Here is a 26,631-nt window from a genome sequence, read left to right as displayed (position 1 = left end):
CACCCTAACCTGGTCATTGCTGTTACCGTGGGGCCCGATCTCGCGCGCTCGCGGAGGCGTTTTCTCCAATGGCAGGGTTAACCACGGCGCGGCGCGTCCGCCGTCCGTCGATCTTCCACCATCCCGCACGCGTCGTCGTCGGCGGGTTCGGGTTCGCGATCCTGGTCGGCACGCTGCTGCTGTCGCTGCCGATCGCCACGACGTCGGGGACCTCCCCCGGGCTGATGCCGGCCCTGTTCACGGCCACCTCGGCGGCCTGCGTGACCGGGCTGACGATGGTCGACACCGCGGCCCACTGGTCGGTGTTCGGCGAGATCGTGATCGCGGTGCTCATCAAGATGGGCGGCCTCGGCATCATGACCCTGGCCACGCTGTTCACGGTGCTGATCGCGCGGCGGCTGAAGCTGCGCACCCAGATGATCGCCCAGGTCGAGACCCGCGCGATGAACATGAGCGACGTGCGGCGGGTGGTCCGCAACGTCGTGCTGTTCAGCCTCTTCTGCGAGGTGGTCGCGGGCACGATCCTGACGGGCCGGTTCATCATCGGCTACGGCGAACCGTTCTGGCGCGGCGCCTACCTGGGCTTCTTCCACGCGATCTCCGCGTTCAACAACGCCGGGTTCGCCCTGTGGCCCGACGGTCTCATGCGGTTCGCCACCGATCCGTGGATCTGCCTGACCATCGCGATCGCGGTCATCGTCGGCGGCGTGGGGTTCCCGGTCATCTTCGAGCTCGTACGACTGTGGCGCCACCCCCGCAAATGGTCGGTGCTGACCCGGGTGACCATGTTCATGACGACGATCCTGCTGGCCGGCGGCACGCTCGTCTTCCTGTCGGTCGAATGGCACAACCCCAAGACGCTCGGCGCGATCGACGACCCGGGCAAGCTGCTGGTGGCGTTCTTCACCGCCGTGATGCCCCGGTCGGGCGGGTTCAACAGCATCGACATCGCCTCGATGGAGCCGTCGAGCTGGCTCGTGACCGAACTGCTCATGTTCATCGGCGGCGGCAGCGCCGGCACCGCCGGGGGCATCAAGGTGACCACGTTCGGGCTGATCGTGCTCATCGTGTGGGCCGAGATGCGCGGCGAGAACCACGTGAACGTCGGCCACCGGCGGCTGTCGTCGTCGGTGCAGCGGCAGGCGGTCGTCATCACGGCGATGAGCGCGGCGCTGGTGGTCGTGTCGACGTACCTGCTGCTGCTCATCAGCCCCCACGAGCTGGAGCGGGTGCTGTTCGAGGTCGTGTCGGCCACCGGCGTGGTCGGGCTGTCGACCGGCATCACGGCTGACCTGCCGCAGGCGGGGCAGATCCTGCTGCTGGTCCTGATGTTCATCGGGCGCATCGGGCCCCTCACTCTTGGATCGGCGCTGGCGCTGAAGGAACGCACCCGCCGCTACGAACTCCCCGAGGAGCGTGTGATCGTTGGCTGACAAGAGCGACGCCGTCGTGATCATCGGGCTGGGCCGCTTCGGGAGCTCGCTGGCTCTCGAACTCACCCGGCGCGGTACCGAGGTCCTGGCCATCGACAGCAATTCCAAGACCGTGCAACACCTGGCCGGGCACATCACCCACGTGGCCACCGCCGACGCGACCGACCTCGAAGCGCTGAAACAGCTGGGCGTGCCCGACTTCTACCGGGCCGTCGTGGCCATCGGCACCGGCCTGGAGGCGAGCATCCTCACGGCGTCGCTGCTGGTGGAGATGGAGATCGAGGACATCTGGGCCAAGGCCATCAGCAAGCAGCACGGCCAGATCCTGCGGCGCATCGGCGTGCACCACGTGGTGTTCCCCGACAACGACATGGGCGAGCGGGTGGCGCGGCTGGTGAGCGGGCGGATGCTCGACTACATGCAGGTCGACGACGACTTCGCGCTCTGCAAGACCCGGCCGCCGCGCGAGTACGTCGGGAAGCCGCTGGGCGAGTCGAACCTGCGGCGCAAATATGGAGTCACGGTGGTGGCCGTGAAGAGCCCCGACCAGGATTTCACGTACGCGACCGCGGACACCGAACTGTCCTACGGCGACGTGATCCTCATCTCCGGGCGAACCGACGACGTGGAGCGGTTCGCGGAACTGCCATGAGATCGGGAGGGGGAGCACCTCCCGACCCGGGTCCTACGGGCTCGTGCAGGTGAGCGAGGCCGGGACTCCGTTGGTGGTGCCGTTCCAGCTGCCGAGGAAGCCGAACGTGGTCGTGGCACCGGCGTTGATCGTGCCGTTGTAGTTGACGTTGCGGACGGTGACGTTGCCACCGCTGGTGGTCTGCGTGCCGCTCCAGATCTGGGTGATGGCCTGGCCGTTGGGGAACGCCCAGCGCACCGACCACGCGGTGACCCGGGAGACGGCCCTCACGGTGACCTCGGCCTGGAACCCGCCCGGCCACTGCGAGATGACCCGGTAGGTGGCACTACACGGACCCGGAGGTGGCGTCGGACTGGGTGAAGGAGAGGGTGAAGGCGAAGGGCTGAGCGACGGCGACGGCGACGGCGACGGCGACGGGCTCGTATTCGGCAGCCGGAACGAATAGAACCTCGTGCTGGCCGTGCCACCACGTGAATAGCCGTTGCCCCAGTACACGCGGCCTCCTGCAATGGCCGCGCCGCCGTTCGACGAACCCGCGCCCTGGTACTCCCAGAGCACGCGTCCGTTATTGGCGTCGAGGGCGTACATCCAGTTGTTCATGGAGCCCACGTACAGGACCCCATTTGCGTAGGTCACCGGGCCGATCGACCGGCCTCCCCGGGGTTCGGGGACCTGCCACAGCAGCTGGCCCGTCACCGCGTCGAGCGCGCCGAACGAGCTGTAGTTGATGGTCTGGCCGTTCGGCAGCGTGTGCGGCAGGTTCCCGGCGTTGCTCGACGTGAAGAAGACACGACGGCCGTCGGTGGCGGTGCCCCACTGGATACCACCTTGGGTGGAACCCGGGCCGACCGAGGCCGACCAGATGATGGCACCGGTCACCGCGTCGAGCATCCAGAACTCGCCGCTCTTCTGGCCGGCGCCCACGGCGCGGCGGCCGTTGAGGTCGTAGAGGTGGGTGCCGTCGCCGGTGTCGTGGTCGGGGCCGGGGTTGGGGCAGTTGTTGGGCGGGAAGCCGGGCAGGCAGGCGAAGTTCCACTCGTCGAACCTGGCCGGTCCCGTGTTCCATTTGATGGCGCCGGTGGTCAGGTCCATCGCGACGATGGAGTCCTTGGCGTTCCAGGCCGGCATGCACTGCTGGGGGGTGCCGCCGTTGTTCTGGCACTGGCGGACGCTGTTCGGGATCGAGTAGTTCTGTCCCGTACCGACGAAGATCGAGTTCGACGCCACGTCGATGCTGGGCGTCGTGCCCCAGACCGACGCGCCGCTGAAGACGTCGCCGCCCGGCCCCTGGTCGGGGAGGGTGTACGACTTCCAGCGCCGCGCCCCGGTGCTCGCGTCGAGCGCGACGACGCTGCCCCGGAAGGTGCAGCAGTCATATGCCGTGTCGGATGCCAGGGAGAACTCGTCCGACGAGACGCCCTGGTAGAGCACCCCGTCGTAGTAGACCGCGCCGCCGGTGAGCACGGCCCGAGGGTGCGGGTCGGCCGCGACGTTCCACCGCAGGTTGCCGTTCGCGGTGTCGACGGCCAGCACCCGGGCGCCGGTCTGGGTGCCGATGAACACGGTGTTCCCGGCCACGACGGGGCTGGTGCGGGAGACGACCGTACCGGTGGCCCCGACGTAGGCGGCGACCGACCGCGACCAGATCACCGCGCCGGTCGCGGCGTCGACCTTGTGCAGGTAGCCACCCCAGTCGGGGAAGTAGACGGCCCCGTCGACCACAGCGGGCGTCGCCGACACGTCTCCTCTCGTCGTGTACTGCCAGGCGAGTTGCAGCCCGGGGACCGTCGTCGTGCTGAGCGCGGTCTCGGTGGGATTGGACCGGGTGTTGCTGATGTTCTGGCCACCCATCGACCACTGCGGGTCGTCGACCGCGCTCGCGGGGGTCGTGACGATCACCGCGAGTACCACGGCCGCCGAAATCACTTTGGTTAAACTTCGCACACCGCCTCCTGAACCGATTTTTCTGGACGGACCGGCGAACGATAACCGGCGGAAATTTCGGCCCAATTGAAACTTTCACCCGACGGCGATTCCTCCCGGTATGCAGAAGATGTCCCGTGTAAGTTTCAGGTTCTACTCGGTGATTGCGTGATATGCGGAAAATTGCGTAAGCACGCCCAGGATCTCCACGCGTGACTTGGCGCTCCGGAAGCGATCTCATAAACCCCGATCGAATTGTTCGGGGGACGAGGAGAATCGTGCGACACCATCTTGCCCGGATCGCCCTGGTGGCGTTGGCGCTGGCAGGGACGGCGCAGCCCGCGCTGGCCGCCGACCGGCCGGATTTCCGGATCACCCGGTTCCTCGGTGAGCAGCGACTGCCGCACCTGACCCAGGTCGAGGGCACCACGCTCGGCGGACTGTCCGGAATCGACCGCGATCCGTTCACCGGAACCTGGTATTTCATCTCCGACGACCGCTGGCGCTACCAGCCGGCCCGTTTCTACACCGGCAAACTCGACATCAACAAGCGGACCGGCGAGTTCCGCGGCGTGAGCGTCAACAGCGTGTACACGCTGAAGCGGCCCGACGGCACGCCCTACCCCGCCTACGCCCAGCCCGATTCCGCCGACCCCGAGAGCATCCGGTGGGACCCGCTGACCCGGCGCCTGGTCTGGTCGAGCGAGGGTGACCGGCCCGACCCGCAGAACACCGCGATCCCGCTGTCGCAGCAGTTCATCCGTTTCGCCACCAAGCAGGGCGAGCACGTCAGGGCGCTGCACCTGCCCGACAACCTGCTGCTGACCAGTGAGAACCGGGGGCCGCGCCGCAACTTCGGCATCGAGGGCCTGACGCTGACCAAGCACCGGATCGCCGCGATCGTCGAGGGCCCGCGCTTCGAGGACGGCGCCCCGCCCTCGCTCGACGGGGGCGCCCCGGCGCGGATCACGGTGTGGAACCGCAACGGCCGGGTCCGCGCCCAGTACGCCTACCCGATCGAGAAGCTGCCCGCCGCCCCGATCCCGCCGACCGGCGCGACCGACAGCGGCGTGTCCGAACTGCTGGCCATCGACGACCACCGCTACCTGGCGCTGGAGCGGTCGTGGATCGAGGGCGTCAACTACCGCGTGCGGCTCTACGAGATCGACCTGCGCGGCGCCACCAACATCCTGGGCCGCGACAGCCTGATGACGCGCATGTTCTACCAGCCGGTCCGCAAGAGCCTGGTGCTCGACATCAACCAGCCCGAGCCCACCCAGAACCTGGAGAGCCTGGCGTGGGGCCCGAGGCTGAAGACGGGTGAGTGCACCCTGGTCATCGGCTCCGACGACAACTTCTCGGCCCAGGAGTCGACGCAGTTCCTCCTGTACGCGGCCAAGGGCTGCCCCCGCCACTGATCAGAAGTAACGCAGCCAGATGTACGCCCACGCCATCGTCGTGCTGAGCAGTGTCACCACGATTCCGTAGCGGGTGAACTGCCAGAACGAGATCGCGTTGCCCGTACGGGCGGCGATGCCGATGGCGACGACGTTGGCGCTGGCCGCCACCGCCGTGCCGTTGCCCCCGAAGTCGGCGCCGAAGGCGAACGACCACCAGAGGGCCTGCGAGGTCTGCGGGTCGGGGGCGGCGGCCGCCATGCCCTCGACGACGGGGGCCATGGTGGCGACGTACGGGATGTTGTCGAAGAACGCGCCGAGGACGGCCGAACCGAAGAGCAGTGACGTGGCGGCGGCGAAGTGGTTCTGGCCGAACAGGTCGACGGTCCACTCGCCGATCGTCCGGATCGCCCCGGTGTGGGTGAGGCCGGCTACCATCACGAACAGGCCCATGAAGAAGACCAGCGTGGGCCATTCGACCTCTTTGAGCACGTCGGACAGGTCGGCCTTGGTGACCAGCAGCATGACCCCGGCGCCGACCAGCGCGACGATCGAGGGCTGGACGTGGAAGACCGCGTGCAGCCCGAAGGCCACGACCACGCCGCCGAGCACCGCCAGCGACTTGACCAGCAGCTTCTTGTCGGTGATCGCGCGCTTCTCCTGCATGGCCATGACGGCCGCGACGTGCTCCGGGTGGTATTCGAAGGACTTGCGGAACAGCGGGTACGTGAGCAGCACGAACGCCGCGAAGATGACCACGACGGCCGGGGCCATGTGGATGAGGAAGTCGTTGAACGTCAGGCCCGCGCGGCTGCCGATGATGATGTTCGGCGGATCGCCGATCAGGGTGGCGGCGCCACCGATGTTCGAGGCCAGGATCTCGGCGATCAGGTAGGGCTGGGCGGGAATGCGCAGCCGCTGGCACACCATCACCGTCACCGGGGCGACCAGCATGATCGTGGTGACGTTGTCGAGGAACGGCGAGGCGACGGCCGTGATGGCCATCAGCATCACCATCAGCCGGTAGGGCCGGCCGAGTGATTTCTTCGCGGCCCAGATGGCCAGGTAGTCGAACAGCCCGGTCTGTTTGATGACGCCGACGATCACCATCATGCCGAGCAGCAGGAAGATGACGTTCCAGTCGATGCCGGAGTGCTCGGAGAAGAAGACGTCCGCTCCGGGCGCGAAACCGAGGACGGTCATGACTCCGGCGGCGACCAGGACGACCTTGACCTTGTCGGCCTTCTCCGTGGCGATGAAGAAGAACGCGATCACGAAGACGCCGAAGGCGAGGATCGCGCTCATCCCGGCCTGACCAGTCGGATCGTGGGCATGCGAAAACGACCTCCGAGCAAGTGAGGGGTTGGACGCCGGCGGTGGACAGCCCGCACAGTCACTACCGCCGACGCCCAAGTCGGAAATGTCGGGCCGCTCGCCCTGCTGACAGGCCTCCTGGCGAGCGGCCCGAGCTCAGATCGACAGGCTGATCAGCAGCCGTTCGAGCGTGATGGCGCCGAAAAGCGTGCCGTCGTCGGCGACGACGGCCACCAGCGGGCTGCGCGCCCGCGCCATCAGTGCGGCGATCTCCAGCAGGGTCGCCCCGAGGGGCACGGTGACCGGTTTGGCCACCGGTTTGGGCAGGCAGTCACCCACGGTCAGGTTGCCGAGTTCCTGCCAGAACACGTCGGCGTGGGCCTCGTCCAGGGTCCGCGCCAGTGCGGGATCCTCATGGATGCTCAGCGGGATGGCCAGCCGGAGCACCTGGGTGCCGGGCAGGACCGTCCAGGGTCGGCCCCGGTCGTCGACCACGACGAGCCCGGGAAGCCGGTTCAGGACCATGATCCGGACCGCGCGCACGACCGAGTCGGTCGAGGTCACGGTCGGCAGGGTCGCGGCGATGTCGCGCGCTTGCATGTCACCATCCACTCGCGCCGGACGGTAGGTCGTGTAGGTCTCGGTCACGGCCTGTCACCTCCGGAGTTGGGAACGCCTTCAGTCTTCCTTCCGGGCTTTTATACGACTATGGGGTCTGACACCCATCTTGGGTGGGGTGCGTCCTGCATGGACAGACCGGCCGATGATTGCCAACCTGGAACCATGGGCCCCTTGTTCTGGCGACTGTGCGTAATCAACGGCGGGGTGTTCACCCTCGGCACGCTCGCACTGGCGCTCTCCCCGGCCACGGTGTCGTCGCCGATCAGGCTCCGCGAGATCCTGGTTCTGGCGGCGGGCCTGGCCATCATCCTGGTGACCAACGCGCTGCTGCTGCGCACCAGCCTCGCCCCGCTGACCACCCTGACGGCGCTGATGCACCGCGTCGACCTGCACACCCACGACCGGGCGGTCGACCGGGGGAACGGGGACCTCACCTACGTCATCGACAGTTTCAACACGATGCTGGAGCGCCTGGAACACGAGCGCACGTCGGCCTCCGCCCACGCGCTCGCCGCCCAGGAGGGCGAACGCCAGCGCATCGCCCGCGAACTCCACGACGAGATCGGCCAGAGCCTGACCGTGGCGCTGCTGGGCCTCAAACGGGCCGTCGACCGCGCGCCCGACGACCTCACCGAGGAGCTCGACCTGGTCAGAGACGCCATCAGGGGCAGCCTCGACGAAGTGCGGCAGGTGGCGCGGCGGCTGCGCCCCGGCGTCCTGGAGGACCTCGGCCTGCACAGCGCGCTGACCGCACTGGCCGCCGACGTCGCCCCGGCCGTGGAGGTGACCCGGCGGATCGACCCGCTGCCGCCGCTCTCCCCCGAGGTCGAACTGGTCATCTACCGGATCGCGCAGGAGAGCCTGACCAACGTGGTCCGCCACGCCAAGGCCTCTCACGTACGGCTCTCGCTCCGCGCCGACGGCCCCGACCTGGTGCTGAGGATCGCCGACGACGGAATCGGCGGCGCCCGCACCGACGGGGCCGGAATGCGGGGTATGCAGGAACGGGCGCTGCTGATCGGCGCCCGGCTGACGGTCGCCTCAACCCAGGGCACCGAGGTCAGGCTGACGATTCCCGGAGTGATCGCATGACGCGCATCCTGCTCGCCGACGACCACGCGCTCGTCCGGCGCGGGGTGCGCCTCATCCTCGACGCCGAACCCGACCTGGAGGTCGTGGCCGAGGCCGCCGACGGCGCCGAGGCGGTCGAGGCCTGCCGCGACGAGACACTCGACCTGGCCATCCTCGACATCGCGATGCCCCGGATGACCGGCCTCCAGGCCGCCAGGGAGATCTCCAAGCGCTGGCCGGGCATCCGCATCCTGATCCTGTCGATGTACGACAACGAGCAGTACTTCTTCGAGTCGCTCAAGGCGGGCGCCTCGGGTTACGTGCTGAAGTCGGTCGCCGACCGCGACCTCATCGAGGCGTGCCGGGCGGCGGTGCGCGGCGAGCCGTTCCTCTACCCGGGCGCGGTCACCGCGCTGATCCGCGACTATCTGCGCCGCCACCGCCAGGGCGACCCATTGCCCGACCAGATCCTCACGCCCCGCGAGGAGGAGATCGTCAAGCTCATCGCCGAGGGCAACTCGACGAAGGCGATCGCCGAGACCCTGGTCATCAGCCCGAAGACGGTCGACCGCCACCGCGCCAACATCCTGGCCAAACTCGGCATGAGCGACCGCCTCGACCTGACCCGCTACGCCATCAGGGCCGGGTTGATCGAGCCCTGAGCCTTCTGAGCATGCGGGCGTCGTCGAAGCCGGCCTCGCGCGCCGCCGCCTCGATCGTCGTGCCGTGGCCGATCAGGTGTTCGGCGTGTTCGAGCCGCAGAGACTGCTGGTAGCGCAGCGGGGTGAGGCCGGTCGCCCGGCTGAAGAGCCTGGTCAGGGTGCGTTCGCTCACCCCTGCGCCCGAGGCGAGCCGGGCCAGCGGGAGCGGTTCGGTGAACCTCCGGTCGATCGTGTCCTGCACGCGGTGAACGGTGTCGTCGAGGTGGTCACGATGGCGGAGCATGGCGCTGGCCTGGGGTTCGGTGCCGTTGCGGCGGGCGTACACGACCATCTCGCGGGCCACCTGGGCGGCGCGGGCCGGGCCCTCCCGGGCGGCCACGATGTTCAGGGCCAGGTCGATGCCGCTGGCGATGCCCGCCGAGGTCAGCACCCGGTCGTCGACCGTGAACAGCACGTCCCTGACGACCGTGGCCCTGCGGAAGCGGCGGGCGAGGTCGTCCTGGAGTTCGTGGTGGGTGGTGCAGCGGCGGCCGTCGAGCAGGCCCGCCGCACCGAGCGCGCGGGCTCCCGCGCAGACGCTCGCGACCACGCCACCCTCCTCGTGGTGGCGCCGCAACCGCGAGAGCATCTCCTCGCGCAGTTCCGTCTCGCCACGCCAGCCGGGCACCACGATCAGGTCGCCGGGGGTGAGCGCGGGCCACTCTTGCCCCGCCGCGACCGGCAGGCCCTGGGCGCTCATGACCTGGGGCCGGTCGGCGACGTAGGCCAGGCGGTAGCCGGCCGTGTCGAAGACCTGGGCCGGACCGGCCAGGTCGAGCAGGTGCACCTGGTCGACCAGGGCGAAGACGACCAGGGTCATTCCAGCTCGGCCACCGTCGCGATGCGGGCGAAGCGGTCGCGGAGCACGGCCTCGGTGCGGGCCGAGATCTCGTCGGGGGTGAAGCCGCCGACGCCCTCGTTGGTGGTCGCCTCGGTCACGAAGACGACCTGATAGCCCAGGTCACAGGCCAGCCGGGCGGTGGTCTCCACACACTGTTCGGTACGGATCCCGCACACCACCACCTCTCCCACCCCGGCCTCGACGAGCCGCTGCTGGAGGTTGGTCGTGGTGAACGCGTTGTGGGCCGACTTGTGGAGGACCGGCTCCCCGTCGACCGGCTGGTCGAGCTCGGCCATGAGCTTCACGTGGCCCGACGCCGGGTCGAACACCCCGCCGCTGCCCTCCTCGGCGTGCAGCACCCAGACGACCTTGTCACCCCGCGACCGGGCGGCCCGGACCAGCCGGTTGACCGGCTCGGCGATCTTCGGGTTGCCGATGCGGTCCCACTCGGGCCGGGCGCGGAAGGATTCCTGGACATCGATGACGATGAGCGCGCGTTTCATGCTCTCCAGTCTGACCTCGGCGAAGGGACGTCGGCCAGGCTGGATCGGGTCCCGGGCCGGACCGATCCGGTCACGTACGCGCCAGGAACTCCCGGGTGCGCGGATGCTGCGGCGAGCCGAAGATCTGGTCGGGGTGGCCGCGCTCCAGCAGCACCCCGTCGGCCAGGAAGCAGACCGTGTCGGCGATGTCGCGGGCGAAACCCATCTCGTGGGTGGCCAGGATCATCGTCATGCCCGAGTCCTTGAGCTCGCGGATCACCCCGAGCACCTCGTTGACCAGCGTCGGGTCGAGCGCCGAGGTCACCTCGTCGAGCAGCAGCAACCGGGGCTGCGTCGCGATGGCGCGGATGATCGCCACCCGCTGCTGCTGACCGCCCGACAGCCGGTCGGGGTAGTCGCGCGCCTTCCCCTCCAGCCCGAACCGGATCAGCAGCTCGCGCGCCTGCTCCTCAGCCTGGTCGCGGGCGACGCCGTGCACCTTCCGGGGGGCGAGGGTGATGTTGTCGAGCACGTTCATGTGGGGGAACAGGTTGTAGGCCTGGAAGACGATCCCGATCCGTTTGCGCACGTCGTCGACGTCGGCCCGGACGTCGGTGATCTCCACGTCGTCCAGGAAGATCGCGCCGTCGTCGACGGTCTCCAGCAGGTTCACGCAGCGCAGCAGGGTCGACTTGCCCGAGCCGGAGGACCCGATGAGGCAGACCACTTCATGGGTGTCGACGGTGAGATCGACGCCCTTGAGGACGTCGTGGTCCCCGTACCTCTTCCAGACCCCGTCGATCGTGAGGAGGGTCATGCCGCGCCTCCGCGCTGACGGGCCGCGCGCGCGGCCAGGTGGTCGGCGAATCGGGCCATCGGGACCGTGAGGGCCACGAACAGCAGCGCGGCCACGAGGTAGGGGGTGTACGTGAACGTTTTCGCCACGTGGATCTGCGCCTGTCGCAGCGCCTCCAACGGCCCGAGCACGGCGACGAGTGCGGTGTCCTTCTGGAGCGAGGCGAAGTCGTTGAGCAGCGGGGGCACGACTCGCCTGAAGGCCTGCGGGACCACGACGTACCGCATCGTCTGACCGTGCGAGAGCCCGAGCGAGCGCGCGGCGGCCCGCTGGCTGGGGTGGATCGAGTCGATCCCCGACCGGAACACCTCGGCGACGTAGGCGGTGTACGAAAGGATCAGTGCAATCGTCCCCAGCACGATGGGATCACTCGGCGCCCCCTGGAGCTGGAGCGCCGGGATGCCGAACCCGACCAGGTAGACCAGCAGGATGGTCGGGATGCCGCGGAAGACGTCGGTGTAGAGGATGGCCAGCATCCGCAGCGGGAAGAACACCGGCGCGCGCAGCCCGCGCACCAGCGCCACCCCGAGCCCGAGCACCAGAATGATCGGCTCGGCGATCAGGAAGACCGTCACGTTCAGCAGGAAGCCCTTGAGCACATCGGGGAACGAGGTGACGAAGGCGTCCCAGCTGAAGAAGGTCTCCCGCACGCGCGGCCAGCCCGGCGAGGCCAGCAGCCCGCCGACGACGAGAACGACCACAACGACGGTCGAGGCCGTCGCCACCGAGAGCGAGCGGCGCCCCTGGGTCTTGAGCAGCCGCTCGCGCTCCTTCTGCCGGTCGCTCTTGACCCAGGCGGTCGTCACGAGAGTTCGGGTGCGCCCGCGGCCGAGGTCAGCCACTGCTGCTCGATCGCGGTCAGCTCACCAGAGGACTTCATGTCGGCCAGCGCCTTGTTGACGCAGCTCACGAGGGTGTTGCCCTTCTCGAAGAGCAGCCCGAACTCCTCCGGAGAACCGCTGGAGGCGGCGAACTGCCCGACGATCTTCGACCCGTCGATCTGCGCGGCGGTGACGTAGAACGCGGTCGGCAGGTCGACCACGATGGCGTCGATCTGCTTGTTCTTCAGCGCGTTGACGGCGTCGATCTGCTGGTTGAACACGCTCGGGTCGTCTTCGGGCTGGATCACTTCCTGCACCGCCGACAGTGCCGTCGTCCCGGCCTGTACGCCGATCTTCGCGCCCTTGAGCCCCGCGAGATTCGTCGCGGCGGCGAACTCGGAGTCACCGAGCGAGACGACCGCCTGCTTGACGGTGTAGTAGCCGTCGGAGAAGTCGACCGCGTTCGCCCGCTCAGGCGTGATGGAGACCTGGTTGATGTCGAAGTCGAACTTCTTCGGCCCCGGCGCGAACGACGCGTCGAACGGGACGGTCTCCCACACGACCTCCGTCGGCGCGAACCCGAGACCCTTCGCGACGGCGGCCGCGACGGCGCCCTCGAAGCCCTGTCCGTTGGACGGCTCGTCGTCCTTGAACCACGGCTCGTAGGCCGGCTTGTCGGTGCCGATGGTGAGCTTGCCGGGCGTGATGAGCTTGAGGCTCTCCTTGGCGCACGCGTCGGCGGCGGACGCCGTGCCGCTGGGGGCCGGCGCCGCGGTCTCTTCGGGAGCGCAGGCGGTCGCGAGGATGAGCACACCGGCCGCCAGAAGAAGCGAGGAGCGGTGCATGGGGGAGCCTCCGGAGTCGTACGGGACCAACCTTCCGATGATGTCGGAAATGTCCGACCTCGGCAAATACACAGAACAGTATCGATGAGATCACGAACCGTGAACGGCGCATCGATCCGATCCCGGAACGATCACGGCTATCGGTTTCGGAGCGGTCGCGGCTTTTCCTGAAAATGTGCGGCATACCTGGATCGGCCAGCCCCTGACCGTGCTGGCCCTGGTCGTGCTCGTCGTCAACGACCATCTGCTGAAAGCGACCTTTCCCGGGTTCGTGACCGGGAAGCTGAGCGACGTCGCGGGGCTGGTGCTCCTGCCCCCGCTGCTCGACCTGTTGGTACGGCGGCCCCGGCTCTCCATCGCGATCACCGGAGCCGGATTCACGCTGGTCAAGACGACCGCCACCGGGGCCTGGCTGGCCTCCGAGGCGTGGTCGCTGGTGTGGAACCCCTCGGTGGTGCTCGCCGATCCCACCGACCTGCTGGCACTCCCGGCGTTGTGGGTGGCCTGGTGGGCGTACACACATCCGGTGTCCGTGCACAGGGCGGTGGTGTTCCTCGTCGTGCCGCCCGCCGTACTGGCGGTGGCCGCGACCGCCGCGCCGGTCGAGTTCACGCCCTATTCGGCCCTGTCGGCCGTGGCCGATGGCGAGGAGATCCTCGTCCATGTGCAGGGCGGCTACAGCGGATACACCGCCAGCAACGCCTATCGGACGATCGACGGCCTCACCTGGCGGGGTGAGAGCCACCTCGACGCCGCCCCGCCGAGAGGGCGGGCCTGCCACGGGGGCGCGTGCTATCGGATCGTGCCGGGTCGCCTGCGGCTGGAGCAGTCTTCCGGCGGGCCGTGGACGACCGCGTGGGAGATCACCGACGAGCAGTACGACCGGCTCGGGCGGGCCCGAGGCGGGCCGGAGCCTCGGCGGCCGACCTCGCGGGCCGTGGCGGTGACCGCACGACTGGTCGTGGTGGTCAACGGCGACGACGGCATCGCCGTGCGGGACGCGACCGGCGCCTGGCGCCGATTGGGGCTCGGGCCCGGAGGTTTCAAGGCGGACCTGGCGCCGTCGTTGTCGGAACCCGGCCGTTACAACGTGGAGGGCTATGTGTGGAGCGCGGCGATCGCGGCCGCGCTGCTGGCGCTCATGGCGTTCACCCTCGAATGGAAGTTCCTGCTCGCCGCTTTCACCCTGGGCCTGGGCGCGCTGCTGGGCATGGCCGCCGCAGAGGGGCTCCTCATCATCGGCGTCCTGGTGCAGGCTCTGGTCCTCCTGCCGGGGTTCGTGATCTTCCTGGCGGCACTCGTCCTGGTCCGGATGCCCTGGTGGCAGCTCGCGGGGAGCGCGGTGGCGGGCGCCCTGGCCTGGGCGGCCGTCGCGGTGCCGCACGCGGCCTGGAGCGCGGGCCACATCGGGTTCTACGCCGACGCCGAGAGGCTGGCGATCGCCGGGTTCGTGGTGGTGGCGGTCGCCGGGACGGTGGCGGCGTACCTGACCGGAGCGGTGCATCGGCGATCACACGATCCGGTGCCGAAATGATCACGGCTATCGTTTTCTCCGATTTCACCGCTTTTCCTGAGAGTTGTGCGGAATACCTGGATCGGGCACCCGCTGACGGTGCTGGCGCTGGTCGTGCTCGTGGTCAACGACCACGTGCTGAAGGCGGCCTTCCCCGGGTTCGTGACCGGGAAGCTGAGTGACATGGCGGGGCTGATCCTCTTCCCACCGCTGCTCGACCTGGCGCTCCGGCGGCCCAAGGTCTCCATAGCGATCACCGGCGTCGCGTTCACGCTGGTCAAGGGCGCCGAGACCGGGGCCTGGCTGGCCTCCGAGGCGTGGTCGCTGGTGTGGAACCCGTCGCTGGTCCGCGCCGACGTCACCGACCTGCTGACCCTGCCCGCGCTCGGGGTGGCGTGGTGGGCGTACCGGCACCCGGTGCCCGTGCACAAGGCGGTGGTGTTCCTCGTCGTGCCGCCCGCCGTGCTGGCGGTGGCCGCGACCAGCATGAGCGAGTACGACTGGCCCTACAGCGCCTACGCCGTCGAGTCGGACGGGGACGAGATCGTCGTCCACACCGAGGGCGGCTACGGCCACGGCAACGACAAGATCGTCTACCGGACCCGCGACGGGGTCACCTGGCACAAGTGGATCCAGAACGACTGGGTCGAGGGCGCGGCCAAGGTCTGCCGGTCGACGTGCTATCGGATCGTGCCGGGTCACCTGCGGGTGCAGGAGGTCCGGGACGGCAGGTGGACGACCGTCTGGGAGATCCCCGACGGGGTCCGCGACCGCCTGTTCCGGACGTACCGCACGGGCAATCCCGAGTGGTCGAGCGACCTCCGGGAACCGGTGGAGTCGCTGTCGGTGGCGGTGACCGAGCGGCTGGTGGTCGTCGCGAACGGCGCCGACGGCATCGCCCTGCGCGACGCCCGGGGCACCTGGCACCGGCTGGGCCTCGGTCCCGACGGGTTCGACCCGGCCGAGGCGGCGCCGTTGACCGTGTCCGGCGGCTACGACGTGTTCACTCCGGTGGTCCTGGCGGTGCTGGCCACCACGTTGCTGGTGCTGTTCGGGGGTACCCACAGCCCTCTGGTCGTGGTGGGCGGGCCGCTGATCGTCCTCGGTGTGAAGTTGGCCCTGGACTCGGGAGAGTCGTTCATGATCACGGGCGCGATCGTCTTCTCGCCGCTGCTCTGCCTGATGGGGATCGTCATGGTGGCGTTCGGCGTCTCGCGCGCCAAGCCGCCCAGGGTGATGGCCACGGTGAGCGTGGCCTTCGCGCTGCTGACCGTGGTGGCGGTGGTGGCGCCCTACGCCGCCTGGCAGGCGGGCCTGCTCGACCTCTACTCCGACGCCGTCAACGCGGCGATCGGCGGCTTCGTCGTCGTGGCCGTCGCGGGCATGGTGGCCGCGCACCGGACGCACCCAGGAAAGGTCACGTGAGATCGTGCGGCATTCGTGGATCGGCCAGCCCCTGACCGTGCTGGCGCTGGTCGTGCTCGTCGTCAACGACCACCTGCTGAAGTTCACCTGGCCCGGGGTCGTCACCGGGAAGCTCAGCGACGTCGCGGGGCTGATCGTCGCACCGGCCGTGCTCGACCTGCTGCTGCGCCGGCCCGCCGTCTCCATCGCGGTCACCGGCGTGGGGTTCACCCTGGTCAAGGCCACCGAGACCGGGGCCTGGCTGGCTTCGGAGGCGTGGTCGCTGGTCTGGGGTCCGTCGCTGATCCTCGCCGACCTCACCGACCTGCTCACCCTTCCCGCGTTGTGGCTGGCCTGGTGGGCCTCCCGGCATCCGGTGCCCGTGGGGAAGACCGTGGTGCTGCTGCTGATCCCGGCCGCCGTGCTGGCGATCACGGCGACCAGTCCCGAGCAGCCGGTGGTGCCGCCCATCGCCTACGCCACCGAGGTCCGCGACGGCGCGATCATTGTCCTGACCACCCAGGGCACTTCCGAGTGGACCACCCGGGACGGGACCTCCTGGCAGCGGTGGACCGGCGCGGTCAGGGACACGCCCACGACCTTCTCCTGCGTGGTCTACCACTGCTTCCGTATCGTGCCGGGGCGCTTGAAGGTCGAGGAGTCTCGGGACGGCGGAGCCTGGACGACCGCGTGGGAGCTCTCCCCTCACGTCCAGGATCGGCTCCTCCGGGCCTATCCGCCCGAATGGCACGAGGACGTGCAGCCCGTCGAGTCGCTCAGCATCTCGGCGATCCCCGGGCTGGTCGTGGTCGCCAACGGGGCTGACGGAGTCGTCGTCCGCAACTCTGCCGGCACCTGGCGCCGCCTCGGCCTGGGTTACTTCGGGCCCTCTCCGACGCTGACGGTCGCCGAGAACACTCCCGGCCGATGGGAGGCCGACCTGTCGGACAAGGCCCTGCTCATCGCCATCGCGGCCGGGCTGCTCGCCCTCGTGGTGGCGGTGCGCAACCTGGCCTTCACCTTCGGCGCGGCGCTCGCCTGGCCGGCCGCGTGGGCGTGGCTGGCTCCCCGGCAGTACTTCGGCGATCTCTTCATGCAGCCCGACTCCCGCGAGATCCTCGTGTGCGCGCTGGCGTTCCCGCCCCTGTCGCTGGGGCTGTTCATCGCCGGCGCCGTGATGGCGAAGCCGCCGCCGTGGATTTGGGGAGCGGGCGCCCTCACGACCGTGATCACCTGGCTGGTCGTCCTGGCGCCGTTCGAAGCCTGGAGCATCGGCTGGGTGCCCGCCTACGACCAGGCGGAAGTCCTCGCCATCGTGCTCGGTGCGGTGGTCGCCGCGGGAGCGGCCTTCGTCACGGCGCGATACGGAGCACCGCCGCGCCGTTCACCCGATCACTCGCCAGATCACTGAGCGCGCGGTCGGCCCGGTCGAGCGGATACGACGTCGTCTCCACGGTCAGCGGGTGGTCGGCGACGAACTCCAGGAAGGCGTGGCCGTCCTCGCGCGTGTTGGCCGTGACCGAGCGCAGGTCGCGCTCCTCGAAGAGGTGCTTGTCGTAGTCGAGCGCCGGGATGTCGGTCAGGTGGATGCCGGCGACGGCCAGGGTGCCGCCCCGGTCGAGGGCTTCGAGCGCGGTCGGCACCAGGTCGCCGACGGGGGCGAACAGGATCGCGGCGTCGAGCTTCTCCGGCGGCTGCTCGTAGGCGCCGCCCGCCGAGGCCGCGCCGAGGGAGAGCGCGAGCTTGCGCGCCTCCGCCGACCGGGTCAGCACGTGGACCGTCGCGCCGCGCTTGATCGCGACCTGCGCGGTCAGGTGGGCCGAGGCGCCGAAGCCGTAAATGCCGAGCCGTCCGCCCGGCGGGAGTTCGGCCCGGAGCAGCGAGCGGTAACCGATGATCCCCGCGCACAGCAGCGGCGCGAGTTTCTCCGCCGGATAGTCGTCGGGCAGCGGATAGACGTAATCGCTCGGCGCGACCAGATATTCGGCGTATCCGCCGTCGGCGTCCCATCCGGTGTACGTCGAATTCGGGCACAGATTCTCGTTGCCGCGACGGCAGTACTGACACGTCCCGTCGGTCGAGCGCAGCCACTCGACGCCGACCCGCTCGCCGGTCTCGGCGATCCGGCCGACCGCCTGGTGCCCTGGCACGGTGCGGGGCCGGTGCGGGGGCAGTTCGCCCGCGAGAAGGTGCAGGTCGGTGCGGCACACGCCACAGACCTCGACCTGTACGAGCACCTCGCCCGGCCCCGGCTCGGGAACCGGCAGCCGGGTGAACTCCAGTGCCCCCGGCCGGGCCACGACCCAGGCGTTCATGTCCATAAATCCGACGATAGGCGGCTCTCCGCAAGGAATTGATAAAAGGTGATCAATGGTCGCTTTCGTCGGTGGTCAGAACGCATACCTTTCTTGTTGTGGCCACGATCATGTCGAACACGACGCGCTATCTCTGCGCGGCCGGATATCTCGACACCCGGTTCCGCGAGGCGGTGCTCGGGGAACTGGTCCACGACCCCTATCGGGGTGTGGCCCCTTCGGCGGGCGACGTCGATGTAGTCCCGGTGGTCCGGCACTGCCTGCGGGCGCGGCGGTTGATGGCGTACCGGGATCTGCTGGTCTCGCTCGTGATCGCGGCCGGGCTGGTGCTCGACTTCTGGCGGATGGTGAGCTGGCTCATCGTGCTGGCCGGGTTCGTCTGGTTCCGGCACTCGCGGCGGGGCGGGCCGGTCGTGGTGATGGTCGTCGGCGTGCTGCTGATGGTCAAGGTGCCGTGGCTGGAGGCGCTGATCAGCGGGCAGCCGGTCGACCTGGGCGCCATGCCGGTCGGGATGACGGCGATCGCGGTCACCGTGGTCGTCGTGGCGGGGTTCCGGCTGCTCACCGGACTGATCCTGGTGAGACGGCTGCGCGCCGGGGCCGAGGGCACACCCGCCGACACCCCCCGGCTCGACTACCTGAGCCGGGCGCAGCACGGCAACCTCACGTTGTCGAAGCGGCCGTTCATCGGGGCGGGCGACGTCCACCAGACCTGGCCCTCACCCGGGCTGGAGCTGCCAGAAGGGGCCGACGTGTTCGTGGCGCCGGGCGTTCTCGACCCCGCGTCGCCGCTGCTCGACCGGGGCCGCCCGGCGATCACTGTCACCGAGGGGCCGCGGTGTTACCGCCGGTTGGTGCTCCAGGACGACGAGATCACCGTCACCGCGTTCCTGCGGGTCGACGGCCGCTACGGCGAGGTCGTGGTGACCGTGCTGCCGCCGGTGGCCGACGACTACCGGCTGGCCGATCTCCTGCCCGACGGCCTGACGAAGATCGCCCGGGGGGTGCTGTCGGTCCACCGCACCGAACTCGCCGTGGACATTTTGCTCGCGCCGGTGCGCCTGGCCCGGCTGTTCCGGCCGAGGCCCGGGAAACCCGGTGTCACCTACGACTACGGGGCCCGCGTCTCCGTACGGGAACTCGGCGCCGGACCCCTCACCTGCCTCCAGGAGCTCGACGTGCAGCGGCAGGTCACCCTGCTGCGGGAACGCCTCCAGCCGCGCACGCGGCTGACCCAGATCATCCCTGAGAAGATCCACTGAGGTCGTAGGCCTCACGGGCGCGGGCGATCTCCTGCTGGTGGGCCTCGGTCCAGGTGACCAGTGCCTTGATCGTTTCGTGCAGGCTCTCGCCGAGCGGCGTCAGCTCGTAGTCGACGCGCGGCGGGACGACCGGGAAGACCGTCCGTTTCACCAGTCCGTCGCGTTCGAGATGGCGCAAGGTACGGGCGAGCATGCGCTGGCTGATGCCGTCGATCTCGCGCTTCAGCTCGGTGAAGCGCATCTTCTTGTTGTCGAGCAGCGCGATCACCAGCAGCGACCACTTGTCGGCGATCCGGTCGAGGATCTGCCGGACCTCGCAGTCCTCCCGGCTGTCCCACTGGAAGATGTCGTAGTCAGGGCCGGTATCCCCGCAGTCCCCCGGTGTCAATAAAGTCCCGTCTTCCACAGTTCGCAATGGTTACCCAGGATGGAGTCGCTTACAAGAGGTAACCAAGACAGGGGGACCCACATGCGCACGTGGGGTGTGCTTTTCGTGCTCTGCGGCACGATCTTCATCGAAGGCGCGGACGTCGCGCTGCTGAACGTCGCCCTCCCGGCCATCAGGGCCGACCTCGGGCTGTCGACGGCGATGCTGAGCGGGGTGGTCTCGGCATACGTGCTCGGGTTCGGCGGGTTCATCCTGCTCGGCGGGCGGGCCGCCGACATGCTGGGCCGGCGCCGGATGTTCCTCACCTGGCTGACGGTGTTCGTGCTGTTCAGCGGCCTGGGCGGGCTGGCAACCGACGGGTGGACGCTGCTGCTGGCCCGGTTCGTCACGGGCCTGGCGGCCGGGTTCATCGCCCCGGCCGGGCTGTCGCTGATCACGGCCAACTTCCCCGAGGGCACGCTGCGCAACCGGGCCCTGATCATCTACGGCGCGGTCGGCGGGGCGGGGTACTCGCTCGGCATGGTCGCCGGGGGGCTGCTGACCTCGTTCGGCTGGCGGTGGGTGTTCTTCGCGCCGGTCATCTTCGCGGCGCTGCTGCTGGCGGCGGCGATCCCGCTGGTCCGCGACAACGGCGAACGGACGACGGGCCGCTTCGACCTGGCCGGCGCGGTCACCGTGACGGCCGCGATGTTACTGCTGATCTACGGGGTGGTCCGGCTGGAACACCCCGACCCGTGGGCGGTGCCGATCTTCGCCGCCGGGTTCGGGCTGGTCGCGGCGTTCGTCGCCATCGAGCGGCGGGCCGACTATCCCCTGGTCAGGCTCGGCCTGCTGAAGACCGTCTCCCGCACGAACGTGTCGGCGACCCTGTTCATGGCGTCGTTCTCCTCCTTCCAGTTCCTCGTCACCCTGCACCTCCAGGAGGAACGCGGCTGGTCGACCCTGACGACCGGCCTGGTCATGGCCACGATGGGCGTCGACGCGATCCTCGGCCCGACGCTGACCCCGTGGTTGATCAGGAAGTACGGCACCACGAGGGTGATCTTCGCCGGGGCGGTGACCGGGGCCGTCGCCTACCTGCTGTTCCTGCCGTCCGGGGTCGACCGGGCCCTGCTGGTGATGCTGCCCGCGCTGCTGCTGGTGGGGGTGGCGTTCGCGCTGGCCTACGGGCCGTACACGATCGCCGCGACCGACGGCGTGGCCGAACGGGAGCACGGGCTGGCCGGTGGGCTGCTCTACACGTGCACCCAGTTCGGGATGGCGCTGGGCGTCTCGGCCGCGACGGCGGTCTACGCGACCGGGTCGCTGCACGTCGCCCTGCTGATCCCCGTGGCAGGGGCGGCACTGGCGGCCGCGCTGGTGGGCTACCGCGGCCAGGCCCAGCCGCTGATCTCGGGCGCGTCCTCCCCTGCTTCGCGGGTGTAGGCCCGCGCCCGCAGCCGGGCGTCGGTCATCTCCTGCCGCAGCCCGGCGTAGCGGACCCCGAGCCCTTCCACCCGGTCGATCACGTCTCTGACCAGGTGGAAGCGGTCGATCCCGTTGAGCATGGCCATGTCGAACGGGGTCGTGGTGGTGCCCTCCTCGCGGTAGCCGCGCACATGGAAATGGTGGTGACCGGTCCGCTTGTACGTCAGCCGGTGGATCAGCCACGGATAGCCGTGGAAGTTGAAGATGACCGGCCGGTCGGTCGTGAACAGGGCGTCGAACTCGGGGTCGGGCAGGCCGTGCGGGTGTTCCCCCGGCGGTTGCATGCGCATCAGGTCGACGACGTTGATGACGCGTACCCGCAGGTCGGGCAGTTTCTCCCGCAGGATCGCGGCGGCGGCGAGCGTCTCCAGCGTCGGCACGTCGCCCGCGCACGCCAGCACCACGTCGGGCTCGTGGCCCGCGTCGTTGGAGGCCCAGTCGATGATGCCGAGGCCGCGGGTGCAGTGGGTGATCGCCGCGTCGCGGTCGAACAGGTCGACGACGGGCTGCTTCCCGGCGACGATCACGTTGACGTAGTCGCGCGACCGGAGACAGTGGTCGGCCACCGAGAGCAGCGTGTTGGCGTCCGGCGGCAGGTAGACCCTGACGACGCCCGGTTTCTTGTTCAGGACGACGTCCAGGAAGCCCGGATCCTGATGGGTGAAGCCGTTGTGGTCCTGCCGCCAGACGTGGGACGACAGCAGGTAGTTCAGCGAGGCCACCGGCCGCCGCCACGGGATCTCGCGCGCGGTGTCGAGCCACTTGGCGTGCTGGTTGAACATGGCGTCGACGATGTGGATGAACGCCTCGTAGCAGTTGAAGAGCCCGTGCCGTCCGGTCAGCAGGTAGCCCTCCAGCCAGCCCTGGCACAGGTGCTCCGACAGGACCTCCATCACCCGCCCGCCCGGCTGGAGGTTCTCGTCGGTCGGCAGCGTCGCCGCCTCCCACTCCTTGCCGGTCGCCTCGTAGACCGCCTGGAGCCGGTTCGACGCCGTCTCGTCGGGGCCCATCAGCCGGAACGTGTGGGGGTTGGCGGCGATCACGTCGCGCAGGTACCCGCCGAGGATCCGCGTCGGCTCGGTCGACCCGGTCCCCGGTTCCTTGATCGGCACGGCGTAGTCGCGGAAGTCCGGCAGCACGAGCGGCCGCAGCAGCTCTCCCCCGTTGGCGTGCGGATTGGCGCTCATCCGCCGCGCGCCCTTCGGCACCAGCCCGACGACCTCGGGGAACGGCCTGCCGTCCCGGTCGAAGAGCTCTTCCGGCTTGTACGACGCCATCCACTCCCGCAACTGCTCCAGGTGGTCGGCGGACAGCGGCACCTGGTGCGCCCGCCAGGTTCCTTCGACGGGTTTCCCGTCGACCACCTTGGGCCCGGTCCAGCCCTTCGGCGTCCGCAGGATGATCATCGGCAGGCGGTCGGGGCGGGCCGCGATCTCGTCGAAGACGGCGTCGAGAGTGCTCGCCATCAGCGGATGGACGAGGTCGGGGTCGTCGCCCTCGACGACGTAGGGCCGGTAGCCGTAGCCCTCCATGAGCCTGGTCAGCTCGGCCGGGGGGATGCGGGCCAGGAACGACGGATTGGCGATCTTGTAGCCGTTGAGGTGCAGGATCGGCAGCACGACCCCGTCGCGCCGCGCGTTGCGGAACTTGTTCGAGTGCCAGCTCGCCGCCAGCGGCCCCGTCTCGGCCTCGCCGTCGCCGATCACGCAGGCCACGACCAGATCGGGGTTGTCGAACGCGGCGCCGTAGGCGTGGGCGAGCGAGTAGCCCAGCTCACCGCCCTCGTGGATGGATCCGGGGGTCTCCGGCGCGACGTGGCTGGGGATGCCACCCGGGAAGCTGAACTGGCGGAACAGGCGGCGCATCCCGGCGGCGTCCTGGGAGACGTCGGGGTAGATCTCGCTGTAGGTCCCCTCCAGCCAGGCGTGCGCGACAGCGGCCGGGCCGCCGTGACCGGGGCCGCAGACGTAGATCATGTCCTGGTCGCGCTCGCTGATGATCCGGTTCAGGTGCGCGAAGACGAAGTTGAGGCCCGGGGTGGTGCCCCAGTGGCCGAGCAGGCGCGGCTTGATGTGCTCCGGGCGCAGCGGCTCGGTCAGGAGCGGGTTGTCCAGCAGGTAGATCTGCCCTGCCGAGAGGTAGTTGGCGGCGCGCCAGTAGGCGGAGACCTGCTGCAAAGCGTCCATTTCGAGGTCTCTACCCCTCGATGCGGGGAAGTCTCCGAGCTGTGAAGGTTCTGACGGTCAATGCCGGTTCGTCGAGTCTGCAGCTCCATCTCGTCTCCACCGGCGGCGAGGTGCTGGCCTCCCACCGCGTGGAGCAGGCCCCGACGTCGGCGGACGCGCTCCTGGAGTTCCTGGACGAGACACCCGACGCGGTGGCCCATCGGCTCGTGCACGGCGGCCCGATCGTGCGGGAGCCGGTGCGGGCGTCGGTCGAGCTGGTCGACCGGTTGGCGGAGATCGCCGACCTTGCCCCGCTGCACCTGCCGCCCGCGCTGAAGCTGATCCGCGCCTCGCTGGAGGCCATCGACGTTCCGCAGGTCCTCTGCCCGGACACCGCCTTCCACCGGGCGATGCCCGAGGTCGCCACGACCTATCCGGTCCCCGCGTCCTGGCGGGAGCGGTTCGGCCTGCGGCGTTACGGTTTCCACGGTCTCTCCTACGCGCACGCCCTGCGCAGGGCCGGCGAGTTGACCGACGCGTCCCAGATGGTCCTGTGCCATCTCGGCGGCGGCGCCTCGGTCTGCGCGGTCCGCGACGGGCGGTCTCTCGACACCTCGATGGGGTTCACACCGCTGGAGGGCGTCCCGATGAGCAAGCGGTCGGGCAGCGTCGATCCGGGCATGCTGCTCTGGCTCCTCGACGGGCGGCTGTCCCTCGACGACGTACGAGACGGACTGGAGAACCACTCCGGGCTGCTCGGGCTGTCCGGCGGGTTCTCCGGCGACACGCGTGACCTGGTGAAAGCCGGTGACACGTTCACCCTCGACGTCTACTGCCACCGGGTGGCGCGCGAGATCGCCGCCGCCGCGACCTCCCTCGACCGGCTCGACGCGCTCGTCTTCACCGGCGAGATCGGCTGGGACCAGCCGGAGGTGCGCGCGGGTGTCTGCCGGCGCCTGGGCCTGCTGGGAGTGCGGGAGCCGGTTGGCGGGAACCGTACCGAAGACGGCCTGATCAGCACCGGCGGGGTGCCGGTCCTGGTGATCGAGACGCGGGAAGAGCTGCAGCTCGCCCGGGAAGCAGGTTTTGTTCTGGCCTAGGCGGTTATGAGTCGGGCATCCCCCCACATCGTGAGGGGACTCATGGCGCGCAAGGGCTGGCCCGGATCGATCGCGATCCTGCTGATACTCGGCTTCCTGGCCATCGGCCTGCCGCTGGCCAACGCCGGCATCGTCGACGACGCCGTTCCGCTCAAGCCCGGCACGGTCATCGAGGTCGGCGAGGAGTTCGACACCGGCAGCCGCCCGGTCTCGATGCTGGTCCCCGCCGGATGGTCGCTCGACGAGGGCTCGACGTCGCTGTCGCAGTCGGTGACGCTGGTCAGCGGTGGCGCGACCCTGCAACTCGGCGTCATCGACGTCGAGTCGGCCACCCCGCAGCAGCTCTGGACCGGCCAGCGCCTCATCTTCAAGGCGCAGGGTGTGCCGATAGTGACCGAGAGCCCCACGCCGATCACCACCGCGCAGGGCGTCCCCGGCCTGACCGGCATGATCACCATGGACGACCACATCGGCACCCAGGCCGTCTTCGCCGCCCCCGACCAGGGCGCCAGCGTGCTGGTGGCCGGAGACGCCGCATCCCTGGCCACCCACAGCGACGACATCACCCAGATGATCTCCTCGATCCAGTTCGCCGGGGCCGAGCCGTGATCCGCCGCCCGGCCTTCTGGGTGTGGGTGCTCGGCATCGTGCTGGGCGTCCTGACCGTCTCCACGACGCTGGTCCCGCAGGCGCGGGTCTTCACGGCCGGGACCATGATCGCCCTGGGCGTGCTGATCCCGGTGCTGCTGGTGGCGTTCTGGCTGTTCACCCGTATCCGCCCGCTCCGCGAGGCGCCGATCGGCTATTCGTGGATGGCCCTGGCCTGGGGCGGCCTGGCCGCCTTCGGCGTCGCGTTCCTCGCCAACACGGCGTTCACCGCGATCCTCACCAAGACCACCGGCCCGCTCTTCGCCGACCGCTGGGCCGACGCCATCGCCGCCCCCCTCGACGAGGAGACCGCGAAACTGGCCGGAGTCGCCCTCATCGCCCTGATCGCGCCGTGGGTGATGTCGGGCGCCCTGGCCGGATTCGGCTACGGCGCCCTCGTCGGCCTAGGTTTCCAGATCATCGAAGATCTTCTGTACGTCTACAACACCATCATCATGACCGGCGGCATCCAGCAGACCAACGACACAGTGGGCTCCCTGTTCGCGAGGCTGGTCTACTCGGCCTGGTGGAGCCACTGGGCCATGACGGCCGTGGCCGGCGCGGGCCTGGGCTACGCGGTCGGCCGCACCGACCGCCCGCTGGGCTCCCGGGTGACCGTGGCCGTGGCGGCGTGGGTGACCGCGATGCTGATGCACGCCTGGTGGGACTCGCCGCTGCTCCCCGACTCGACCTTCGCCAAGGGCGTGCCGCTGCTGGTCATCGCGATCGTCGTCTTCATCGCGGCCCGGCACCTCGACCGGCGGTCAGTCGCGTACCGTGATGCCCAGCGCGTGAGCCATACGTGGGGCCAGGTCGAATAGCTGGGTCATCGAGATCGTGGCGCCCTTCAGCGACTCGAGCCCGTCGGCGATCCCCATGCTGCGGGCCCCCCGGAAGTCGACCTTGGTGAGCTGCGCCTTGTCGAACCTGACCTCTTCGAGCTCCGACCCCGGGAACGTCACCTCTTTCAGGGTCGCCCCGGCGAAGTCGACCCCCCGCAGCAGGCAGTCTTCGAAGGTGACGTTCCGCAGCGTGGCCGACCGCAGGTTGACGGAGTCGAGCTTGCAGTTGTGGAAGGTGACCTGGTGGACCCGGGACCCGAACATCGGGACCCCCGACATGGCGCTCGAGATGACCTCGACGTCGAACCAGTCGGTCTCCGCCAGGTTCACCCCGATCCACCGGACGGTGTGGAACCAGACGTCGTTGTAGCGGCTGCGGTCCATGCGGCTGTCGTTGATCGTGACCTGCTGGAACGCCGACTCCATGAACCGGGCCCCGACGGTGTTGACCTCGTCGAACGTCACATCACGCAGATGGACGCCGTCGTAGTCGCCCTCACGGCCGAGGTCGCCGGTGAGGGGTTCGAGGTAGGCGGCGTAGGGGAGGTCCTGGAGTTCGCGCGGCATTCG

The 26,631-nt window shown here is 69.4% G+C and carries 25 protein-coding genes; 13 read left to right on the top strand and 12 right to left on the bottom strand.

Annotation, left to right across the window (positions count from 1 at the left end; all coding sequences use genetic code 11):
- Positions 1-68 precede the first annotated feature (68 nt).
- Both ACYQ78_RS15770 and ACYQ78_RS15765 read left to right on the top strand, forming a co-directional pair.
- Positions 69-1,433, top strand: a complete 1,365-nt coding sequence (locus ACYQ78_RS15770) for a TrkH family potassium uptake protein (protein ID WP_459801568.1) — start codon at positions 69-71, stop codon at positions 1,431-1,433.
- Positions 1,426-2,085, top strand: a complete 660-nt coding sequence (locus ACYQ78_RS15765; protein WP_459801567.1) for a potassium channel family protein — start codon at positions 1,426-1,428, stop codon at positions 2,083-2,085. Before ACYQ78_RS15770 ends, ACYQ78_RS15765 begins: the two co-directional genes overlap by 8 nt.
- A gap of 33 nt (positions 2,086-2,118) precedes the next feature.
- Here ACYQ78_RS15765 and ACYQ78_RS15760 read toward each other — a convergent pair whose 3' ends face one another.
- Entirely contained in the window at positions 2,119-4,029 is a 1,911-nt protein-coding gene (locus ACYQ78_RS15760) for an outer membrane protein assembly factor BamB family protein (protein WP_459801566.1), read from the bottom strand.
- 257 nt (positions 4,030-4,286) lie between these two features.
- Here ACYQ78_RS15760 and ACYQ78_RS15755 point away from each other — a divergent pair, with 257 nt between their 5' ends.
- Positions 4,287-5,426, top strand: a complete 1,140-nt coding sequence (locus tag ACYQ78_RS15755; protein ID WP_459801565.1) for an esterase-like activity of phytase family protein — start codon at positions 4,287-4,289, stop codon at positions 5,424-5,426.
- On the opposite strand, the gene ACYQ78_RS15750 is transcribed toward ACYQ78_RS15755, so the two are convergent.
- Both ACYQ78_RS15750 and ACYQ78_RS15745 read right to left on the bottom strand, forming a co-directional pair.
- On the bottom strand, positions 5,427-6,710 hold the full coding sequence (locus ACYQ78_RS15750; RefSeq protein WP_459801564.1) for an ArsB/NhaD family transporter: 1,284 nt from the start codon (positions 6,708-6,710) through the stop codon (positions 5,427-5,429).
- A 165-nt stretch (positions 6,711-6,875) separates the two neighbouring features.
- Complete coding sequence (locus ACYQ78_RS15745; protein WP_459801563.1) at positions 6,876-7,367, bottom strand: CBS domain-containing protein; 492 nt, start codon at positions 7,365-7,367, stop codon at positions 6,876-6,878.
- Positions 7,368-7,502: 135 nt separating this feature from the next.
- On the opposite strand from ACYQ78_RS15745, the gene ACYQ78_RS15740 reads away from it, so the two are divergent.
- Together ACYQ78_RS15740 and ACYQ78_RS15735 are read left to right on the top strand one after the other, a co-directional pair.
- On the top strand, positions 7,503-8,432 hold the full coding sequence (locus ACYQ78_RS15740) for a sensor histidine kinase (protein WP_459801562.1): 930 nt from the start codon (positions 7,503-7,505) through the stop codon (positions 8,430-8,432).
- The gene (locus tag ACYQ78_RS15735; protein WP_459801561.1) at positions 8,429-9,073 is read left to right on the top strand and encodes a response regulator; all 645 of its coding nucleotides are present in this window, start codon (positions 8,429-8,431) and stop codon (positions 9,071-9,073) included. Before ACYQ78_RS15740 ends, ACYQ78_RS15735 begins: the two co-directional genes overlap by 4 nt.
- On the opposite strand, the gene ACYQ78_RS15730 is transcribed toward ACYQ78_RS15735, so the two are convergent.
- From ACYQ78_RS15730 to ACYQ78_RS15710, 5 genes are all read right to left on the bottom strand, one after another.
- On the bottom strand, positions 9,048-9,932 hold the full coding sequence (locus ACYQ78_RS15730; RefSeq protein WP_459801560.1) for a GlxA family transcriptional regulator: 885 nt from the start codon (positions 9,930-9,932) through the stop codon (positions 9,048-9,050). The two genes, ACYQ78_RS15735 and ACYQ78_RS15730, sit on opposite strands and share 26 nt — an antisense overlap.
- Positions 9,929-10,456 carry a cysteine hydrolase family protein gene (locus ACYQ78_RS15725; RefSeq protein WP_459801559.1) on the bottom strand — a complete coding sequence of 176 codons (528 nt, stop codon included), beginning with the start codon at positions 10,454-10,456 and terminating at the stop codon, positions 9,929-9,931. Before ACYQ78_RS15725 ends, ACYQ78_RS15730 begins: the two co-directional genes overlap by 4 nt.
- Before the next feature lie 70 nt (positions 10,457-10,526).
- On the bottom strand, positions 10,527-11,252 hold the full coding sequence (locus ACYQ78_RS15720; protein WP_459801558.1) for an amino acid ABC transporter ATP-binding protein: 726 nt from the start codon (positions 11,250-11,252) through the stop codon (positions 10,527-10,529).
- Positions 11,249-12,097 (bottom strand): amino acid ABC transporter permease, encoded by an 849-nt coding sequence (locus ACYQ78_RS15715; RefSeq protein ID WP_459801557.1) that lies wholly within the window; start codon positions 12,095-12,097, stop codon positions 11,249-11,251. The genes ACYQ78_RS15720 and ACYQ78_RS15715 overlap by 4 nt, the downstream gene beginning before the upstream one ends.
- Complete coding sequence (locus ACYQ78_RS15710; protein ID WP_459801556.1) at positions 12,094-12,987, bottom strand: ABC transporter substrate-binding protein; 894 nt, start codon at positions 12,985-12,987, stop codon at positions 12,094-12,096. Before ACYQ78_RS15710 ends, ACYQ78_RS15715 begins: the two co-directional genes overlap by 4 nt.
- Before the next feature lie 145 nt (positions 12,988-13,132).
- On the opposite strand from ACYQ78_RS15710, the gene ACYQ78_RS15705 reads away from it, so the two are divergent.
- The 3 genes from ACYQ78_RS15705 to ACYQ78_RS15695 are packed head-to-tail and all read left to right on the top strand — an operon-like array spanning position 13,133 to position 17,285.
- Positions 13,133-14,491, top strand: a complete 1,359-nt coding sequence (locus ACYQ78_RS15705) for a hypothetical protein (RefSeq protein ID WP_459801555.1) — start codon at positions 13,133-13,135, stop codon at positions 14,489-14,491.
- Positions 14,492-14,536: 45 nt separating this feature from the next.
- Complete coding sequence (locus ACYQ78_RS15700) at positions 14,537-15,895, top strand: hypothetical protein (protein WP_459801554.1); 1,359 nt, start codon at positions 14,537-14,539, stop codon at positions 15,893-15,895.
- Positions 15,896-15,899: 4 nt separating this feature from the next.
- Positions 15,900-17,285, top strand: coding sequence for a hypothetical protein (locus tag ACYQ78_RS15695; protein ID WP_459801553.1), 1,386 nt, complete (start codon positions 15,900-15,902; stop codon positions 17,283-17,285).
- Here the strand turns inward: ACYQ78_RS15695 and ACYQ78_RS15690 are convergent.
- Positions 17,227-18,195 (bottom strand): zinc-dependent alcohol dehydrogenase family protein, encoded by a 969-nt coding sequence (locus tag ACYQ78_RS15690; protein WP_459801552.1) that lies wholly within the window; start codon positions 18,193-18,195, stop codon positions 17,227-17,229. The genes ACYQ78_RS15695 and ACYQ78_RS15690 overlap by 59 nt on opposite strands.
- A gap of 92 nt (positions 18,196-18,287) precedes the next feature.
- On the opposite strand from ACYQ78_RS15690, the gene ACYQ78_RS15685 reads away from it, so the two are divergent.
- The gene (locus ACYQ78_RS15685; RefSeq protein WP_459801551.1) at positions 18,288-19,451 is read left to right on the top strand and encodes a hypothetical protein; all 1,164 of its coding nucleotides are present in this window, start codon (positions 18,288-18,290) and stop codon (positions 19,449-19,451) included.
- On the opposite strand, the gene ACYQ78_RS15680 is transcribed toward ACYQ78_RS15685, so the two are convergent.
- Positions 19,429-19,857, bottom strand: a complete 429-nt coding sequence (locus ACYQ78_RS15680; RefSeq protein WP_459801550.1) for a winged helix-turn-helix transcriptional regulator — start codon at positions 19,855-19,857, stop codon at positions 19,429-19,431. The two genes, ACYQ78_RS15685 and ACYQ78_RS15680, sit on opposite strands and share 23 nt — an antisense overlap.
- Positions 19,858-19,920: 63 nt before the next feature.
- Here ACYQ78_RS15680 and ACYQ78_RS15675 point away from each other — a divergent pair, with 63 nt between their 5' ends.
- Complete coding sequence (locus ACYQ78_RS15675; RefSeq protein ID WP_459801549.1) at positions 19,921-21,264, top strand: MFS transporter; 1,344 nt, start codon at positions 19,921-19,923, stop codon at positions 21,262-21,264.
- On the opposite strand, the gene ACYQ78_RS15670 is transcribed toward ACYQ78_RS15675, so the two are convergent.
- Positions 21,204-23,492 (bottom strand): phosphoketolase family protein, encoded by a 2,289-nt coding sequence (locus ACYQ78_RS15670; protein WP_459801548.1) that lies wholly within the window; start codon positions 23,490-23,492, stop codon positions 21,204-21,206. The two genes, ACYQ78_RS15675 and ACYQ78_RS15670, sit on opposite strands and share 61 nt — an antisense overlap.
- A gap of 41 nt (positions 23,493-23,533) precedes the next feature.
- Here ACYQ78_RS15670 and ACYQ78_RS15665 point away from each other — a divergent pair, with 41 nt between their 5' ends.
- Genes ACYQ78_RS15665 through ACYQ78_RS15655 form a run of 3 tightly spaced genes read left to right on the top strand, consistent with a single transcriptional unit; the run spans position 23,534 to position 26,040 of the window.
- The gene (locus ACYQ78_RS15665; protein ID WP_459801547.1) at positions 23,534-24,571 is read left to right on the top strand and encodes an acetate/propionate family kinase; all 1,038 of its coding nucleotides are present in this window, start codon (positions 23,534-23,536) and stop codon (positions 24,569-24,571) included.
- A gap of 42 nt (positions 24,572-24,613) precedes the next feature.
- Entirely contained in the window at positions 24,614-25,180 is a 567-nt protein-coding gene (locus ACYQ78_RS15660) for a hypothetical protein (protein WP_459801546.1), read from the top strand.
- Positions 25,177-26,040, top strand: a complete 864-nt coding sequence (locus ACYQ78_RS15655; protein ID WP_459801545.1) for a PrsW family intramembrane metalloprotease — start codon at positions 25,177-25,179, stop codon at positions 26,038-26,040. The genes ACYQ78_RS15660 and ACYQ78_RS15655 overlap by 4 nt, the downstream gene beginning before the upstream one ends.
- Here the strand turns inward: ACYQ78_RS15655 and ACYQ78_RS15650 are convergent.
- On the bottom strand, positions 25,984-26,628 hold the full coding sequence (locus tag ACYQ78_RS15650) for a pentapeptide repeat-containing protein (protein WP_459801544.1): 645 nt from the start codon (positions 26,626-26,628) through the stop codon (positions 25,984-25,986). The genes ACYQ78_RS15655 and ACYQ78_RS15650 overlap by 57 nt on opposite strands.
- Between the last annotated feature and the right edge of the window lie 3 nt (positions 26,629-26,631).

This window comes from Herbidospora sp. RD11066 (assembly GCF_054661255.1).
Note: the sequence above shows the minus strand (reverse complement) of the source record. Positions and strands in the feature narration are given on the sequence as shown.

Bases quoted from the DNA above. Each gene is read 5' to 3' on its own strand.
- ACYQ78_RS15735 (WP_459801561.1), top strand. From the start codon at position 8,429: ATGACGCGCATCCTGCTCGCCGACGACCACGCGCTCGTCCGGCGCGGG.
- ACYQ78_RS15670 (WP_459801548.1), bottom strand. From the start codon at position 23,492: ATGGACGCTTTGCAGCAGGTCTCCGCCTACTGGCGCGCCGCCAACTAC.
- ACYQ78_RS15770 (WP_459801568.1), top strand. From the start codon at position 69: ATGGCAGGGTTAACCACGGCGCGGCGCGTCCGCCGTCCGTCGATCTTC.
- ACYQ78_RS15690 (WP_459801552.1), bottom strand. From the start codon at position 18,195: ATGGACATGAACGCCTGGGTCGTGGCCCGGCCGGGGGCACTGGAGTTC.
- ACYQ78_RS15725 (WP_459801559.1), bottom strand. From the start codon at position 10,456: ATGAAACGCGCGCTCATCGTCATCGATGTCCAGGAATCCTTCCGCGCC.
- ACYQ78_RS15650 (WP_459801544.1), bottom strand. From the start codon at position 26,628: ATGCCGCGCGAACTCCAGGACCTCCCCTACGCCGCCTACCTCGAACCC.
- ACYQ78_RS15675 (WP_459801549.1), top strand. From the start codon at position 19,921: ATGCGCACGTGGGGTGTGCTTTTCGTGCTCTGCGGCACGATCTTCATC.
- ACYQ78_RS15660 (WP_459801546.1), top strand. From the start codon at position 24,614: ATGGCGCGCAAGGGCTGGCCCGGATCGATCGCGATCCTGCTGATACTC.
- ACYQ78_RS15730 (WP_459801560.1), bottom strand. From the start codon at position 9,932: ATGACCCTGGTCGTCTTCGCCCTGGTCGACCAGGTGCACCTGCTCGAC.
- ACYQ78_RS15740 (WP_459801562.1), top strand. From the start codon at position 7,503: ATGGGCCCCTTGTTCTGGCGACTGTGCGTAATCAACGGCGGGGTGTTC.
- ACYQ78_RS15720 (WP_459801558.1), bottom strand. From the start codon at position 11,252: ATGACCCTCCTCACGATCGACGGGGTCTGGAAGAGGTACGGGGACCAC.
- ACYQ78_RS15750 (WP_459801564.1), bottom strand. From the start codon at position 6,710: ATGAGCGCGATCCTCGCCTTCGGCGTCTTCGTGATCGCGTTCTTCTTC.